We start from the raw sequence: 13,850 nt of genomic DNA on the forward strand, positions 1-13,850 counted from the left end.
AGAGAGCAGACCGACAGCCATGGCTGAGGCTCAGAGCATTCCGGTGGGGTCAACCACCGCCGGCGCGGTGGCAGTTGCCGCCGAGTCGACCGTCGCCACGCGCATGAGCGCGCCCCCGTCCTTCGACGTGGCGGACTTCCCCGTCCCCCACGGCCGCGAGGAGGAGTGGCGGTTCACCCCGCTGGAGCGCCTGCGCGGGCTGCACGACGGCACCGCGGTCGCCACCGGCGAGGGCGTCAAGGTCGCCATCGGGTCCCCCGAGGGGGTCACCGTGGAGACCGTCGGCCGTGACGACGCACGGCTCGGCAAGGCGGGCACCCCGGTGGACCGCGTGGCCGCGCAGGCCTACTCGTCCTTCGAGAAGGCCTCGGTCGTGACCGTCCCCAAGGAGACGGTCCTCACCGAGCCGATCCGCATCGTCGTGCACGGCGAGGGCGGCGTCGCCTACGGCCACCAGGTCATCGAGCTGGGAGCCTTCGCCGAGGCCGTCGTCGTCATCGACCACACCGGTGACGCGGTCCTCGCCGCCAACGTCGACTACATCCTCGGCGACGGCGCCAAGCTCACCGTCGTCTCCGTCCAGGACTGGGACGACAAGGCCGTGCACGTCGGCCAGCACAACGCCCTGATCGGCCGGGACGCCACGTTCAAGTCGTTCGTCGTCACCTTCGGCGGCGATGTCGTACGACTGCACCCGCGCGTGGCCTACGCCGGACCCGGCGGCGACGCCGAGCTGTTCGGCCTGTACTTCACGGACGCGGGCCAGCACCAGGAGCACCGTCTCCTGGTCGACCACAACACCCCGCACTGCAAGTCCAACGTCATGTACAAGGGCGCGTTGCAGGGCGAGGGCGCCCACGCGGTGTGGATCGGAGACGTCCTCATCGAGGCCGCCGCCGAGGGCACCGACACGTACGAGATGAACCGCAACCTCGTGCTGACCGACGGCGCCCGGGTCGACTCCGTGCCGAACCTGGAGATCGAGACAGGCGAGATCGTCGGCGCCGGCCACGCCTCCGCGACCGGCCGCTTCGACGACGAGCAGCTCTTCTACCTGATGGCCCGCGGCATCCCCGCCGACGACGCCCGCCGTCTGGTCGTCCGCGGCTTCTTCGCCGAACTCGTCCAGCAGATCGGTGTCACCGACATCGAGGAGCGGCTGCTCGAGAAGATCGACGCGGAGCTGGAGGCGTCGGTCTGATGACCTTCGTACGCGCCTGCGGTCTCGGCGAGCTGGAGGACGACACCCCGAAGCGGGTGGAGCTCGACGGCACGCCGGTCTCGGTCGTGAAGACCGAGGGGGAGGTGTTCGCGATCAACGACATCTGCTCGCACGCGAACGTCTCGCTCTCCGAGGGCGAGGTGGAGGACTGCCAGATCGAGTGCTGGCTGCACGGCTCCGCGTTCGACCTGCGCACCGGCAAGCCGTCCGGCCTCCCCGCCACGCGCCCCGTACCCGTTTACCCCGTAAAGATCGAAGGGGGCAGCGTCTTCGTTGACGTACGCGCCTCCCTCACCCAGGAGTCCTGAGGAACCCATGGCAACGCTTGAAATCCACGACCTGCACGTCACCGTCGAGGCCGACAACGCCACGAAGGAGATCCTCAAGGGCGTCGACCTCACCGTGAAGCAGGGCGAGACCCACGCCATCATGGGCCCGAACGGCTCCGGCAAGTCGACGCTCGCCTACTCGCTCGCGGGTCACCCCAAGTACACGATCACCGGCGGCACCGTCACCCTCGACGGCGAGGACGTCCTGGAGATGTCCGTCGACGAGCGCGCCCGCGCCGGCCTCTTCCTCGCGATGCAGTACCCGGTCGAGGTCCCCGGTGTCTCCGTCTCCAACTTCCTCCGCACCTCCGCCACCGCCGTCCGCGGCGAGGCCCCCAAGCTGCGGACCTGGGTGAAGGAGGTCAAGGAGACCATGGAGCGCCTCTCCATGGACCCCGCCTTCGCCGAGCGCAACGTCAACGAGGGCTTCTCCGGCGGTGAGAAGAAGCGCCACGAGATCCTTCAGCTGGAGCTGCTCAAGCCGAAGATCGCGATCCTCGACGAGACCGACTCCGGCCTCGACGTCGACGCCCTCCGCGTCGTCTCCGAGGGCGTCAACCGGGTCCGCGAGACCGGCGAGGTCGGCACCCTGCTGATCACGCACTACACGCGCATCCTGCGCTACATCAAACCCGACTTCGTGCACGTCTTCTCCGGCGGCAAGATCGTCGAGTCCGGCGGCGCCGAGCTCGCCGACAAGCTGGAGAACGAGGGCTACGAGGTCTACACGAAGGGTGGCGTATCAGCGTGACGCAGCTGCCGGGCCTCCTCACGAGTTCATCTCAACTACTCGACGAGGCGCTCCGCAAGGACTTCCCCATCCTGGACCGCACGGTTCACGACGGCAAGAAGCTCGTGTACCTGGACAACGCGGCGACCTCGCAGAAGCCGCGCCAGGTCCTGGACGCCCTGAACGAGTACTACGAGCGCTACAACGCCAACGTCCACCGCGGTGTGCATGTGCTCGCCGAAGAGGCCACGGCACTGTACGAGGGCGCGCGGGACAAGGTCGCGACGTTCGTCAACGCGCCCTCCCGCGACGAGGTGATCTTCACCAAGAACGCCTCCGAGTCGCTCAACCTCGTGGCCAACATGCTGGGCTGGGCCGACGAGCCCTACCGCGTGGACCACGAGACCGAGATCGTCATCACGGAGATGGAGCACCACTCCAACATCGTGCCGTGGCAGCTGCTCTCGCAGCGCACGGGCGCGAAGCTGAAGTGGTTCGGCCTCACCGACGACGGCCGCCTCGACCTGTCGAACATCGACGAGATCATCACCGAGAAGACGAAGATCGTCTCCTTCGTGCTGGTGTCGAACATCCTCGGCACGGTCAACCCGGTCGAGAAGATAGTGCGCCGGGCACAGGAGGTCGGGGCCCTGGTCCTGATCGACGCCTCGCAGGCCGCGCCGCACATGCCGCTGGACGTGCAGGCGCTCCAGGCCGACTTCGTGGCCTTCACCGGCCACAAGATGTGCGGTCCGACGGGCATCGGCGTGCTGTGGGGCCGCCAGGAGCTCCTGGAGGACCTGCCCCCGTTCCTCGGCGGCGGCGAGATGATCGAGACCGTGTCGATGCACTCGTCGACATACGCTCCAGCGCCGCACAAGTTCGAGGCGGGCACCCCGCCGATCGCCCAGGCCGTGGGCCTCGGCGCGGCGATCGACTACCTGTCCTCGATCGGCATGGACAAGATCCTCGCCCATGAGCACGCGCTGACCGAGTACGCCGTGAAGCGCTTGCTGGACGTCCCCGACCTGAAGATCATCGGCCCGACGACGGCCGAGGACCGGGGCGCGGCGATCTCCTTCACGCTGGGTGACATCCACCCGCACGACGTGGGCCAGGTGCTGGACGAGGAAGGCATCGCGGTCCGGGTCGGCCACCACTGCGCCCGCCCGGTCTGCCTGCGCTACGGAATTCCTGCGACCACGCGAGCGTCGTTCTATCTGTACTCCACGCCGGCCGAGATCGACGCACTGGTCGACGGCTTGGAGCACGTACGGAACTTCTTCGGCTGAGGGGCTGGCTGGAATCGTGAAGCTTGATTCGATGTACCAGGAAGTCATCCTGGACCACTACAAGCACCCGCACGGCCGGGGCTTGCGGGATGGCGACGCCGAGGTGCACCACGTCAACCCGACGTGCGGCGACGAGATCACGCTGCGCGTGAAGTACGACGGCGAGCAGATCACGGACATCTCCTACGAGGGCCAGGGCTGCTCGATCAGCCAGGCATCGGCCTCCGTACTGAACGACCTCCTCGTCGGCAAGGACCTCTCCGACGCGCAGAAGATCCAGGAGACCTTCCTGGAGCTGATGCAGTCCAAGGGCAGGATCGAGCCCGACGACGCGATGGAGGAGGTACTGGAGGACGCGATCGCGTTCGCCGGTGTCTCCAAGTACCCGGCACGGGTGAAGTGCGCCCTCCTCAGCTGGATGGCGTGGAAGGACGCGACGGCCCAGGCCCTGGGCGGAGCCGACGCCGACGCGGAAAGGAAGACGGCATGAGCGACACCGAGACCATGGAGATCAAGCCCGCCTCCGAGGAGGAGGTCCGCGAGGCCCTCCTCGACGTCGTCGACCCCGAACTGGGCATCGACGTCGTCAACCTCGGACTGATCTACGGCGTCCACATCGACGACGCCAACATCGCCACCATCGACATGACCCTGACCTCGGCGGCCTGCCCGCTGACGGACGTCATCGAGGACCAGGCCAAGTCCGCCACGGACGGCCTCGTCAACGAACTCCGCATCAACTGGGTCTGGATGCCGCCGTGGGGCCCCGACAAGATCACGGACGACGGCCGCGACCAGCTGCGGGCGCTGGGCTTCAACGTCTGATCCTGCCGACGCGGACGTCCGAGCCTGCTGACGCGAACATCTGAGCCTGCTGGCACACCAGGAACGGCCATACCTTCGGGTATGGCCGTTTCTTCGCGTTACGTGGTCGTCGACGCGTGCGACACGGCCCAAGGCCTCGCTGATCGTCTTTCGTGACGTGCCCGGCTAGTTGAGCCCGTCCACCAGCCGGAACGCCGAGTCCGACCGGTACTGCGTGCTGTTCTGGTAGCGGTCCAGCTTGAGTTGGAAGTTCTGGTGGCGGAGGTAGCGGCCGGGGTAGTTGACCGACTCCAGCATCACCGCGCCGGAGTAGGACGAGGTGCGGGGGCAGAAGGTGGCGTCCTGTGTGAAGAGGGCGGAGCCGTCATTGCGTTCCGCGCGGAGGATGAAGTCGCGGTGGCGGAGGTAGGTGCCGGCGGCCGTGGTGAAGGAGTAACAGGAGCTGTTCGCAAGGCCCTTGACCAGGGTGAAGGTGGCGGCGGCGCGGGCCGCGGCGGAGGTGACCGGGTTGAGCTTGACGTAGTCGCCGCTCACCTGCCAGTAGCGGTCCGGGTAGTTGACCGAGCGGACCGACGTCCGGGCGGTGGAGGACGAGCCGGAGGAGCCGGAGGAGCCGGACGAGCCCGTTGAACTCCCGTGTGTGGAGGTCGACTTGGGCGGCGCGGGGGCCTTCGTGGACGGTGTCGCGCTGTGGTCCGAAGCGGCGGTCGACGCGGTGGGGCCGGACGCCGTCGCGGACGCCGGTGTGTGCTCGTCCGGTGTCGGCGTGCCCTTCTTCGACGGTGAGGCGAACGAGAGCAGACCGGGACCGCCCGCGCCGTCCGGTGACGTCGGGTCCGCCCGCTTCGTATGTGACGCGGCGTCAGGATGCCTGTCCGTCACGACGATTGCCGTCACGCACAGGGCGATCGTGGTGAGGGCGAGCGCTCCGGCCAGCCAGAGCCGGCGGGTTCCGGGGGGCCGGGAGCTGTCGGGGTTCCAGCCGTTCTCCCAAGGGGTGTTGTGCGGGAAAGGGGGCTGGGACGTGCTGTCTGGCATGCGCTGTTCCTCCAGCGGCGCCCATGGCGACGGCCGTGACCGTAAAAGCCAGGTGTGTGACAGGTGTGTGAACGGTGAAACAGTAGTGGAGCGAGAGGGGCGCGAGCAGCCGTTTCAGTGAGCGGTTTCTACGAGTTTCCCGGAAGCGTGTGCGACGTGGTGGAACTCCGTGACGAAGACGTGGCGGAACGCCGTGACGAGGGCGTAGCGGAACTACATGACGTAAGGGACTCCGCGGTCACTCCTCGGCGCCTCCTGGGCCCAACTGGCGTGTGGGCTCCTGCGTCAGCGCCGTTATGTACACTCGTACACATGGCCTTCCTGATGCTCCTCACGGCGATCGCCGCGGAGGTGGGCGGTACCACCGCCATGAAGTTCAGCCACGGCTTCAGCCGGCTGTGGCCCTCGGTTCTCACGGTCCTCGGATACGTGCTCTCCTTCGCGCTGCTCGCGCAGACGCTGAAGTCCATGTCGGTGGGTACGGCCTACGCGATCTGGGCGGGCCTCGGCACCGCCGCGATCGTGGCCATCGGGACGGTGTTCCTGGGCGAGGGGATGACCCTGGCGAAGGCCGCCGGGATCGCGCTGATCATCGTCGGGGTCGTGCTGCTCAACCTGGGCGGGGCGCACTGATGGCCGGGGGACGCGAGCCGAGGACCACGGCGGGCAGGTACTGATGGCGCGGCGTTACGACCCCGAGCGGCGGCAGCGGATCATCGACGCGGCGATCCGGGTGGTCGGGGAGAAGGGGCTCGCCGGACTCAGCCATCGTTCCGTCGCCGCCGAGGCCGATGTGCCGCTCGGCTCGACGACGTACCACTTCACGACCCTCGACGAGCTGATGGTCGCGGCCCTGCGCCAGGCCAACGAGGGCTTCGCCAAGGTGATCGCAGGACGCGGCGGTCTGGAGGATCAACGCGCCGATCTGGCCGCGGAGTTGGCGGGCTGGATGGGGGAGTGGCTCGCGGGCGACCGCACGGGCGTGGAACTGGAGTACGAGCTGTACCTCGCCGCCCTCCGCCGCCCCGCCCTGCGCCCGGTCGCCGACGAGTGGGCCCGCGACCTCGCCGAACGGCTCTCCCGGCGCACGGACCCGGTCACCGCGCGGGCGCTGGTCGCGCTGATGGACGGCATCTGCCTTCAGGTCCTGCTGACGGACGCGGCGTACGACGAGGCGTATGCGCGGGAGGTGTTGGGGCGGGTGATTCCGGGGGCGGCGGGGGAGTGACGGGGGGCGGGGTGCGCCCCGGCCCGCGTGTGTCTTCTCCGGCACCCGTGACGCGGAGGCTGCCGGGGTACCGGGCACGGACACCTCGGTCGCCGCCGCCCGCCAGGGCTGTCCCGCCGAGCATGGCGGGGTCCGCCAGGCTGTCTCCCGCGGGGCGTGTTGGGGTCCCCCTGACTGTCTCGTTGGGTGTGTCGGGGTCCATCCGAGCTGCCCCCTCCGTGACGTGTCGGGGTTTTGCCCGGGCTGTTCCGCCGGGTGTGCCGGGGTTCGCCCGAGCTGGTCCCCGGTGGCGTGCGGGGTCCGTCCGAGCTGCCCCTCGGGGGGCGTGTCGGGGTCCGTCCGAGCCGTCCCCTTCTGTGGCCTGTCGGGAGTTCGTCGGGGCTGTCCTGCCGGGTATACCGGGGGGTCGTTCAGGGCCGTTCCCGTGGTGTCTCGGGAGTCCGCCCGGGCCGTCTCGCCGGGTATGCGGGGGTCACCCAAGCTGGCCCCCTCCGGGGCGTGCCAGGGTCCGTCCAGACCGTATCGCCGGGTGGGCCGGGATTCGTCCGGGGCGCTGCGCCAGGGTCCGTCCGGGCCGTCTTGTCGGGTGGGCCGGGGTCCGTCCGGGCCGTTTCGTGTCGTTTGCTGAGACGCCCCGTCGGCGAGTTGGTCCCGGCCGCCCCCGCCAGGTTAGGTTTCCCTCATGACCGACACGACCGCACCTCGCACCACCGGCGCCGTTGCCGCCGGGCTCGCCACCGTCGCCGCCGACGGGACCGTACTCGACACCTGGTTCCCCGCTCCCGAACTGTCCGCCGAACCCGGGCCCGCCGGTACGGAGCGGCTGTCCGCCGAGCGTGCCGTGGAGCTGCTCGGTGACGGTGCGGCGAAGGCGCTCGGTCCGGACGCCCGCCGGGGCGTCGAGGTGATCGCGGTCCGTACGGTCATCGCCTCCCTCGACGACAAGCCGCTCGACGCGCACGACGTCTACCTCCGCCTGCACCTCCTCTCGCACCGCCTGGTCAAGCCGCACGGCCAGAGCCTGGACGGCATGTTCGGCTTCCTCGCCAACGTCGCCTGGACCTCGCTCGGCCCGGTCGCCGTGGACGACGTCGAGAAGGTGCGGCTGAACGCGCGCGCCGAGGGCCTGCACCTTCAGGTGACCTCGGTCGACAAGTTCCCCCGCATGACGGACTACGTGGCCCCGAAGGGCGTCCGTATCGCCGACGCCGACCGCGTCCGGCTCGGCGCGCACCTCGCCGAGGGCACCACGGTCATGCACGAAGGCTTCGTCAACTTCAACGCTGGCACGCTCGGCACGTCGATGGTCGAGGGCCGGATCTCCGCCGGTGTCGTGGTCGGCGACGGGTCGGACATCGGCGGCGGCGCGTCCACGATGGGCACGCTGTCGGGTGGCGGCAACGTCCGTATCACCATCGGCGAGCGCTGCCTGGTCGGCGCGGAGGCGGGCGTCGGGATCGCGCTCGGCGACGAGTGCGTCGTCGAGGCCGGGCTCTACGTCACCGCCGGCACCCGCGTCACGATGCCCGACGGCCAGATCGTCAAGGCCCGTGAACTCTCCGGCGCCTCCAACATCCTCTTCCGCCGCAACTCGGTCACCGGCACCGTCGAGGCCCGCCCGAACAACGCGGTCTGGGGCGGCCTGAACGAGATCCTGCACAGCCACAACTAGCGGTTCATGCAGGTGAGTTGAGCGTCTTCCCGGTCGTAGGGGAGGCGCTCGACCCATGTGCGGGGTCAGCTGCGTACGGTTGCCGCGAACTCCGCCAGCGCCGTGAAGTCCCCCTCGCGCAGCCCGAGTCGGGGATTCACGTGGTGCAGCAGGGCCGGTCCGGGATGCCGGGCGGTCACGAACACCCCGTCGGGCGCGCCCTGTTCGTCGTCCACCCAGGCGAAGGGACGCCCCTCGGCGTACGCCACGATCGCCTCCGTCTTCCAGTGCACCCCGTCGGGCCGCTCGGCGAACAGCCGGTCACCGAAGTCGACGTACGGCAGCTCGGGCAGGCCGACGACCGGGCCGATCCACTCGTTCGCGGCGTCCATCCACGTGGTCGCCCAGCGCAGGTCGTACCCGAGTCCGAGGAGCGCGGGGCCGTGCGCGGGGTTCAGCCAGACCCGTAGGGGACGGGGGCGGTCGGGCACGGTCACACGGATCGTGGTGCAGCCCTGGGGACGGCGTTCCGGCTGTGCGGCATACGGGTTGAGGGGGCCGTCGACGTCGAGGAACAGGAGCGGGCGGCGGCTCATGGGGTCACCGTAGGGGAGGGGGTGGGTGGGGTGGGCGGAAATTTCTTGCGGTGGCAGGCATAGCGGCCGGTCGTCGCACGCGTCACAAGGGGAACAGGGGGCGGGGCATCGGGTGCCGTCGGGGAAGTGAGTGAAGGTGACGATGGATGCCGAAGGGCTGGAAGGTTTCCGGGACTTCGTGGACAACAGGTCGTCGGCGCTGCTGAGGACCGCCGTGCTGCTCAGCGGGGGAGACCGGTACGCCGGTGAGGATCTGCTCCAGAACGCCCTGGCCAAGGCGGCCGGACGGTGGCAGCGGATCGACGAACCCGAGGCGTATGTACGGCAGATCCTCTACCGCCAGCAGATCAGCCGGTGGCGGCTGAAGTGGCGAAGACGCGAACTGACCGTCGCCGAACCGCCGGAGACCCGCACGGCCCCGGACGCCTCGTCCGCCGCCGAACTGCGCGTCGTGATGCGCGAGGCGCTCTCCCGGCTCACCGCGCGCCAGCGCACGGTCCTCGTCCTCCGCTATTTCGAGGACCTGCCGGAGGCCGACGTCGCCCGTCTCCTCGGCTGCTCGATCGGCACCGTGCGGTCCACCACCCACCGTTCTCTGGCCCGACTACGCGTCCTCGCACCGGAGTTGGCCGCCCTGGGGCCGGCCGACACCGAGCTCGGGTCCTCCCGTGACCACTCGCCCGCGGAGGTGCGCCCGTGAACGTCGACGATCTCCTGCGCGACACGTTGCGTGAACAGGCCGCCGAACAGCTGCCGGCGGGACCGGGGTTCGCCGACTGGGTGCTCGCCGTCCGGCGCCGCCGCCGTACCCGGCAACTCGTGGCCGTCGTCATCGCGACGGTCGCCGTGGTCGCCCTCGCGGTGGGTGTGCCACGGCTCTCCTCGGGCAAGGACGACGTCCGTCCGACGGGTGTCGTGGACCGGGAGAACACGAGCGCGCATGCGGACCAGTCGCCGCCGCGCGAGCTGATCGCCGCCGGGCGGACGGCACTTGCCGCCTACTACATCCCGACCACGGTCAGGAAGTCGGCCACGGAAAAGGTCACCGAGCGCACCTACTGGCTGTTCGACCGCAAGAGCGGCACCTACGTGAAGGCCCCCAAGTGGTCGGTCGTCGCCGTCGCCCCGGGCATGAGGACCGCCGCCGTCCTGGAACGGACCCTGCCCGCCTCCCGGATCGGTCTGCTCGACCTGGCCACCGGCGAGGTGAAGCGGTGGTTCCCGGTCACACACAAGGTCGGCGGCCTGTCGTTCTCGGCCGACGGCCGGAAACTGGTCGCGACGACCTACACCTACAACCCCGACGCGACCTTCCAGCCGGCGGACCCCAACGTCGGGGAGCCCGACAAGCCGTCGAGCCGCACCGGTCTCTACATCTTCGACGTGGCCTCCGGCAAGAGCACCTGGGGCGGCGTCGCGGCCGGCGGCGAGCGGGCGGACGGGGTGAGCACCTCCGTCAACAACCGCCAGGACTTCGCCTTCACCTCCGACGGCAGACACGTCTGGGCCGGCATCCTCTCCGACGACGTCAACAAGCTGTTCTACGACTCCACCGGCGCCGAGGTCCCCGCACCGGAGGACGGAAGCACGTACCTGGTCTGGTACATCACCGCGGGACTGTCTCCCGACGGCAAGCACGTCGCCGGTGACTTCGCGGGGCAGACGTGGACCACCTCGTCGTACGTCATCGACTCCGCCACCGGGGAGAAGACCGAGATCCACGGGCAGGAACTGCTCGCCTGGGCCGACGACAGGTCACTCATCGCCTGGGACACCGGCAAGGGTGAAGGGGCGGGGAAGAGCGAGTTCCACCAGCGGCTGGTGCTGGTCACCATCGGCAGCGACAAGGAGGTGCCGCTGAGCGGTTTCCTGGGCGGCAGCACGGACGTCAGCGCCGGACGCTGGAAGCCCGTCTTCGCTCAACGCTGAGAGACCGGGGCCGGGCCGACCTAGCCCGGCCCCGGCTCATCCGGCGACGAACTCCTCATAAGCCGCCACCAACCCGTCGACCGCACCCCGGCCCGCGTCCCGCAGCGGCGCGCGCACCGAACCCCCGGGCAGGCCCAGCGAGTTGAGGAGCGCCTTGGTCGTCACGGTGCCGGGCAGCCCCGCCGCCATCATCAACTCGATGAGCGGCGTGGCGCGTTGCTGGAGGCGGGCGGCACCGGCAGTGTCGCCCGCCTCGAACGCGTCGAGGATCGCCCGGAGTTGGGCCGGGACGACGTTCGCGACCGTGCTCACATAGCCCGCCGCGCCCACCGCGTACAGTGCGAGGATGTGCTCGTCGCAGCCCGCGTAGTACGCCAAGTCCGTCCGCCCCAGGACCTTTTGGGTGCCGAGGAAGTCGTAGGAACAGTCCTTGACCGCGACGATCCTGGGGTGCTCGGCGAGCCGGATCAAGGTCTCCGGTTCGATGCGGGTGCCGGTGCGGCCCGGGATGTCGTAGAGCACGAGGGGCAGCCCGGAGGCGTCGGCGACCTCGCGGAAGTGTGCCTCCAGGGCGTCCTGCGGCGGCCTGCTGTAGTACGGCGAGACCACCAACATCCCGTCCGCGCCCGCCTGTTCGGCCTGCCGGGCGAGTTCGACGGTGTGCCGGGTGTCGAACGTCCCCACCCCCGAGACGAGCGGCACCCCGTCCCCGACGGCCTCCCTGACAGCCGCGACGAGCGCCGCCTTCTCCGCGTCCGACGTCGTCGGCGACTCCCCGGTCGTCCCGGACAGCACCAGCCCGTCACACCCCTCCGACACCAGCCGCACGGCGAGGAGTTGAGCCCCGGGGAGGTCGAGCGCGCCCGCCTCCGTGAAGGGAGTGACCATGGCGCACAGGGCGCGGCCGAAGAGGGGTGGGGCGGAGGTGGCCGGGTTCGTCATGGGAGTAGTCTCGGCAGTGCGACAGTGAAGCTCCACTTAATTCTTCTACCGGGTATCGGTAAGACATGCTGCGGAATGATGGGCAACAGTGGGCGACCGGGGGTGGCGGTGTGACGGGGAGCGGCGACAGTGGGGACTGGGACTCCGCGCGACGGCGGGACGTGGAAGGCGGCGCCGACCTCCCCGTCCGTCACCGCGACGACCACGCCCCCCTCGCCCGTTTCACCCGCCGCGTCCTGGTGGTCTGCCCCCGCTGCGGTGGCCGCGCGCTCGTGGTCCCGCGTCCCGGGCTGCCCGCGCCCAGGTATGCCGCGGAACTCCTGTTCCAGCCGCGCCGGTTGAGCTGCGCCGGGTGCGGAGCCGTGGCCGACTGGGAGGCCGCGGTGCGGGGCAACGCCCTGGTCGGCACGGAGCCGGGCGGTACCGAGGACCCCTTCTTCCGGCGCCCGCTCTGGCTCCAGACCCGCTGCGTGGGCCACATCCTGTGGGCCTACGACGAGGAACACGTCGACGCTCTCGCGGCCTACGTGGGCGCCCGGTTGCGCGAGCGCGGCGCACTGTCCCCGACGAGGGCGATGTTCCCGAGGCTGCCCGCCTGGATGAAGACCTCCGAGCACCGCGCCGGGATCATGGCCGGTCTGAGGACACTGCGAGCCCTGGCCGAGCGCTCGGCCCCCGCCGACCGTTCCGACGCCGCCCATGAACACGGCGACCGCCCTCGCCCGTACGGAAGCCTCTACTTCCGTGGCGGTCCGTACTAGACCAGGGTGGCCGGCCCGCTGGGCGTGAGACGTGGGCAACTCGCCCTCGGCCGAAGGGAGTTCCGGCGCCTAGCGGAACCCGGGCATCGGATCCGCTCCGGTCAGCTCCCCGCTCGCGGCCCAGAGCCGGGCGGCGACATCCAGGTCGGCCATGTGCGCGGGCACCGGCTCGCGGCGTGGCAGGCCGCGGAGGCCGAAGATCCTCGGGCCCCAGAGCTGGCCTCCCCGTACCTCCGGGTCGAGGACGGCGCGGACGGCGGGCCATGCTCCCGCGTGCTTGCCCTGGACGAGGAGTCCGGCGGGCAGGGCGCGCAGCCGTCGGCCGGGGTCCGTCACGTGGACCGGTGAACGGGACGGGGTGAGGGAGTCCAGTGCGCCGCCGGGGTGGGCCACCACGCTGAGCACCGGGCTGCCGAGGGCGCGCAGGCGGCGGTCGAGTTCGAAGCCGAAGTACATCTGCGCCAGCTTCGACCGGCCGTAGGTGCGCTTGGGGCGGTAGTCCCGGGCCGATTCCAGGTCGTCCAGGTCCAGTCGTTCGGACCGTGCCGCGAAGCTCCCCACCGTCACGACGCGGGCCGCCGGTGCCGCGGACAGCAGGGGTGCCAGCCACCGGGTGAGCGCGAAGTGGCCGAGGTGGTTGGTGCCGAACATCAGCTCGTGGCCGTCCGCGGTCTCCACGCGCGGCGGGTCGTCGAGCGCGACCCCCGCGTTGTGGATCACCGCGTCGAGATGGGTGAGGTCCAGCCCGTCCACGGCCTTCCTCAGGGACGACAGGTCGGCGAGGTCCAGCCGAAGGTGCCGTACCCGCGCGCCGGGGACGCGCGAGCGGATCGAGGCCATGGCGGCGTCGGCCTTCGCGGCGTCCCGGCTGCCGAGTACGACGACGGCACCCGTGGCGGCGAGCTGTTCCGCGGCGAAGTAGCCGATCCCGGCGTTGCCTCCGGTGACCAGGATGTTCCTGCCCTCGGCGGACGGCAGCCGGTGAACGTCCCACGGTCGGCTCGGGGATGCGGAAGACACGATGACAGGCTCCTTGCGCTCTGGGGCACGGTGCTCAGGGGGAGCACCTGCCCCACCAAGCTCGCAACCTCCACCGACAGATCGCTGACGAACCGCCGACGTACCGCTGACAGCGCGCGCTCACCGCCGACAGATCGCCGACGCGGGCGCGGTACCCAAGCTCTGTACCCAAGCTCTGTACCCAGGCCCTGTCCCCCAGGCCCTATGTCCAATTGGCCCCTCCATGGGTCACCATGGCCAGGAAGGTCACAGACGTGGGAAGTTGATCCACCCTGGTCACGGGAGGC

The 13,850-nt window shown here is 70.1% G+C and carries 16 protein-coding genes; 12 read left to right on the top strand and 4 right to left on the bottom strand.

Translation table 11 applies throughout. The annotated features are described in order from the left end of the window. Positions 1–19 precede the first annotated feature (19 nt). The 6 genes from sufD to ACIRB1_RS10790 are packed head-to-tail and all read left to right on the top strand — an operon-like array spanning position 20 to position 4,398. Positions 20–1,201 (top strand): Fe-S cluster assembly protein SufD, encoded by a 1,182-nt coding sequence (gene sufD, locus ACIRB1_RS10765; RefSeq protein ID WP_352184631.1) that lies wholly within the window; start codon positions 20–22, stop codon positions 1,199–1,201. Further along, positions 1,201–1,530, top strand: coding sequence for a bifunctional 3-phenylpropionate/cinnamic acid dioxygenase ferredoxin subunit (locus tag ACIRB1_RS10770; RefSeq protein ID WP_352184630.1), 330 nt, complete (start codon positions 1,201–1,203; stop codon positions 1,528–1,530). The genes sufD and ACIRB1_RS10770 overlap by 1 nt, the downstream gene beginning before the upstream one ends. Positions 1,531–1,537: 7 nt before the next feature. Then, on the top strand, positions 1,538–2,302 hold the full coding sequence (sufC, locus tag ACIRB1_RS10775; RefSeq protein ID WP_266767494.1) for a Fe-S cluster assembly ATPase SufC: 765 nt from the start codon (positions 1,538–1,540) through the stop codon (positions 2,300–2,302). Further along, the gene (locus tag ACIRB1_RS10780) at positions 2,299–3,573 is read left to right on the top strand and encodes a cysteine desulfurase (RefSeq protein ID WP_403465274.1); all 1,275 of its coding nucleotides are present in this window, start codon (positions 2,299–2,301) and stop codon (positions 3,571–3,573) included. Before sufC ends, ACIRB1_RS10780 begins: the two co-directional genes overlap by 4 nt. A 16-nt stretch (positions 3,574–3,589) precedes the next feature. Continuing rightward, positions 3,590–4,063, top strand: a complete 474-nt coding sequence (gene sufU / locus ACIRB1_RS10785; protein ID WP_352184628.1) for a Fe-S cluster assembly sulfur transfer protein SufU — start codon at positions 3,590–3,592, stop codon at positions 4,061–4,063. Continuing rightward, positions 4,060–4,398: a metal-sulfur cluster assembly factor gene (locus tag ACIRB1_RS10790; RefSeq protein WP_019060535.1), complete on the top strand. Its 339-nt coding sequence runs from the start codon at positions 4,060–4,062 to the stop codon at positions 4,396–4,398. Before sufU ends, ACIRB1_RS10790 begins: the two co-directional genes overlap by 4 nt. 165 nt (positions 4,399–4,563) lie before the next feature. On the opposite strand, the gene ACIRB1_RS10795 is transcribed toward ACIRB1_RS10790, so the two are convergent. Next, positions 4,564–5,436 (bottom strand): AbfB domain-containing protein, encoded by an 873-nt coding sequence (locus ACIRB1_RS10795; protein ID WP_403465275.1) that lies wholly within the window; start codon positions 5,434–5,436, stop codon positions 4,564–4,566. Between the two features lie 312 nt (positions 5,437–5,748). Here ACIRB1_RS10795 and ACIRB1_RS10800 point away from each other — a divergent pair, with 312 nt between their 5' ends. The 3 genes from ACIRB1_RS10800 to dapD all read left to right on the top strand — a co-directional run bounded on the left by ACIRB1_RS10800 (position 5,749) and on the right by dapD (position 8,336). Further along, positions 5,749–6,069, top strand: coding sequence for a multidrug efflux SMR transporter (locus ACIRB1_RS10800; RefSeq protein WP_352184626.1), 321 nt, complete (start codon positions 5,749–5,751; stop codon positions 6,067–6,069). Positions 6,070–6,112: 43 nt separating this feature from the next. After that, positions 6,113–6,664: a TetR/AcrR family transcriptional regulator gene (locus ACIRB1_RS10805; protein WP_403465276.1), complete on the top strand. Its 552-nt coding sequence runs from the start codon at positions 6,113–6,115 to the stop codon at positions 6,662–6,664. Positions 6,665–7,346: 682 nt separating this feature from the next. Next, positions 7,347–8,336 (top strand): 2,3,4,5-tetrahydropyridine-2,6-dicarboxylate N-succinyltransferase, encoded by a 990-nt coding sequence (dapD, locus tag ACIRB1_RS10810; RefSeq protein WP_266767487.1) that lies wholly within the window; start codon positions 7,347–7,349, stop codon positions 8,334–8,336. 65 nt (positions 8,337–8,401) lie between these two features. Here the strand turns inward: dapD and ACIRB1_RS10815 are convergent, their stop codons facing one another. Further along, positions 8,402–8,911 carry a hypothetical protein gene (locus ACIRB1_RS10815; protein WP_403465277.1) on the bottom strand — a complete coding sequence of 170 codons (510 nt, stop codon included), beginning with the start codon at positions 8,909–8,911 and terminating at the stop codon, positions 8,402–8,404. A gap of 142 nt (positions 8,912–9,053) precedes the next feature. On the opposite strand from ACIRB1_RS10815, the gene ACIRB1_RS10820 reads away from it, so the two are divergent. Then, on the top strand, positions 9,054–9,611 hold the full coding sequence (locus ACIRB1_RS10820; protein WP_403465278.1) for a SigE family RNA polymerase sigma factor: 558 nt from the start codon (positions 9,054–9,056) through the stop codon (positions 9,609–9,611). Continuing rightward, on the top strand, positions 9,608–10,840 hold the full coding sequence (locus tag ACIRB1_RS10825; protein ID WP_403465279.1) for a WD40 repeat domain-containing protein: 1,233 nt from the start codon (positions 9,608–9,610) through the stop codon (positions 10,838–10,840). Before ACIRB1_RS10820 ends, ACIRB1_RS10825 begins: the two co-directional genes overlap by 4 nt. Positions 10,841–10,876: 36 nt before the next feature. Here ACIRB1_RS10825 and dapA read toward each other — a convergent pair whose 3' ends face one another. Then, positions 10,877–11,782, bottom strand: a complete 906-nt coding sequence (dapA, locus tag ACIRB1_RS10830) for a 4-hydroxy-tetrahydrodipicolinate synthase (protein WP_403465280.1) — start codon at positions 11,780–11,782, stop codon at positions 10,877–10,879. 65 nt (positions 11,783–11,847) lie between these two features. Between dapA and ACIRB1_RS10835 the strand changes: the two genes are divergently transcribed. After that, positions 11,848–12,543 (top strand): hypothetical protein, encoded by a 696-nt coding sequence (locus ACIRB1_RS10835; protein WP_403465281.1) that lies wholly within the window; start codon positions 11,848–11,850, stop codon positions 12,541–12,543. A gap of 69 nt (positions 12,544–12,612) precedes the next feature. On the opposite strand, the gene ACIRB1_RS10840 is transcribed toward ACIRB1_RS10835, so the two are convergent. Further along, positions 12,613–13,563, bottom strand: coding sequence for an SDR family NAD(P)-dependent oxidoreductase (locus ACIRB1_RS10840; RefSeq protein ID WP_403465282.1), 951 nt, complete (start codon positions 13,561–13,563; stop codon positions 12,613–12,615). Between the last annotated feature and the right edge of the window lie 287 nt (positions 13,564–13,850).

The organism is Streptomyces sp. NPDC096013, assembly GCF_044763565.1.
Lineage (GTDB): Bacteria > Actinomycetota > Actinomycetes > Streptomycetales > Streptomycetaceae > Streptomyces.

Bases quoted from the DNA above. Each gene is read 5' to 3' on its own strand.
- sufD (WP_352184631.1), top strand. From the start codon at position 20: ATGGCTGAGGCTCAGAGCATTCCGGTGGGGTCAACCACCGCCGGCGCG.
- ACIRB1_RS10770 (WP_352184630.1), top strand. From the start codon at position 1,201: ATGACCTTCGTACGCGCCTGCGGTCTCGGCGAGCTGGAGGACGACACC.
- sufC (WP_266767494.1), top strand. From the start codon at position 1,538: ATGGCAACGCTTGAAATCCACGACCTGCACGTCACCGTCGAGGCCGAC.
- ACIRB1_RS10790 (WP_019060535.1), top strand. From the start codon at position 4,060: ATGAGCGACACCGAGACCATGGAGATCAAGCCCGCCTCCGAGGAGGAG.
- ACIRB1_RS10795 (WP_403465275.1), bottom strand. From the start codon at position 5,436: ATGCCAGACAGCACGTCCCAGCCCCCTTTCCCGCACAACACCCCTTGG.
- ACIRB1_RS10800 (WP_352184626.1), top strand. From the start codon at position 5,749: ATGGCCTTCCTGATGCTCCTCACGGCGATCGCCGCGGAGGTGGGCGGT.
- ACIRB1_RS10805 (WP_403465276.1), top strand. From the start codon at position 6,113: ATGGCGCGGCGTTACGACCCCGAGCGGCGGCAGCGGATCATCGACGCG.
- dapD (WP_266767487.1), top strand. From the start codon at position 7,347: ATGACCGACACGACCGCACCTCGCACCACCGGCGCCGTTGCCGCCGGG.
- ACIRB1_RS10815 (WP_403465277.1), bottom strand. From the start codon at position 8,911: ATGAGCCGCCGCCCGCTCCTGTTCCTCGACGTCGACGGCCCCCTCAAC.
- ACIRB1_RS10820 (WP_403465278.1), top strand. From the start codon at position 9,054: ATGGATGCCGAAGGGCTGGAAGGTTTCCGGGACTTCGTGGACAACAGG.
- dapA (WP_403465280.1), bottom strand. From the start codon at position 11,782: ATGACGAACCCGGCCACCTCCGCCCCACCCCTCTTCGGCCGCGCCCTG.
- ACIRB1_RS10835 (WP_403465281.1), top strand. From the start codon at position 11,848: ATGCTGCGGAATGATGGGCAACAGTGGGCGACCGGGGGTGGCGGTGTG.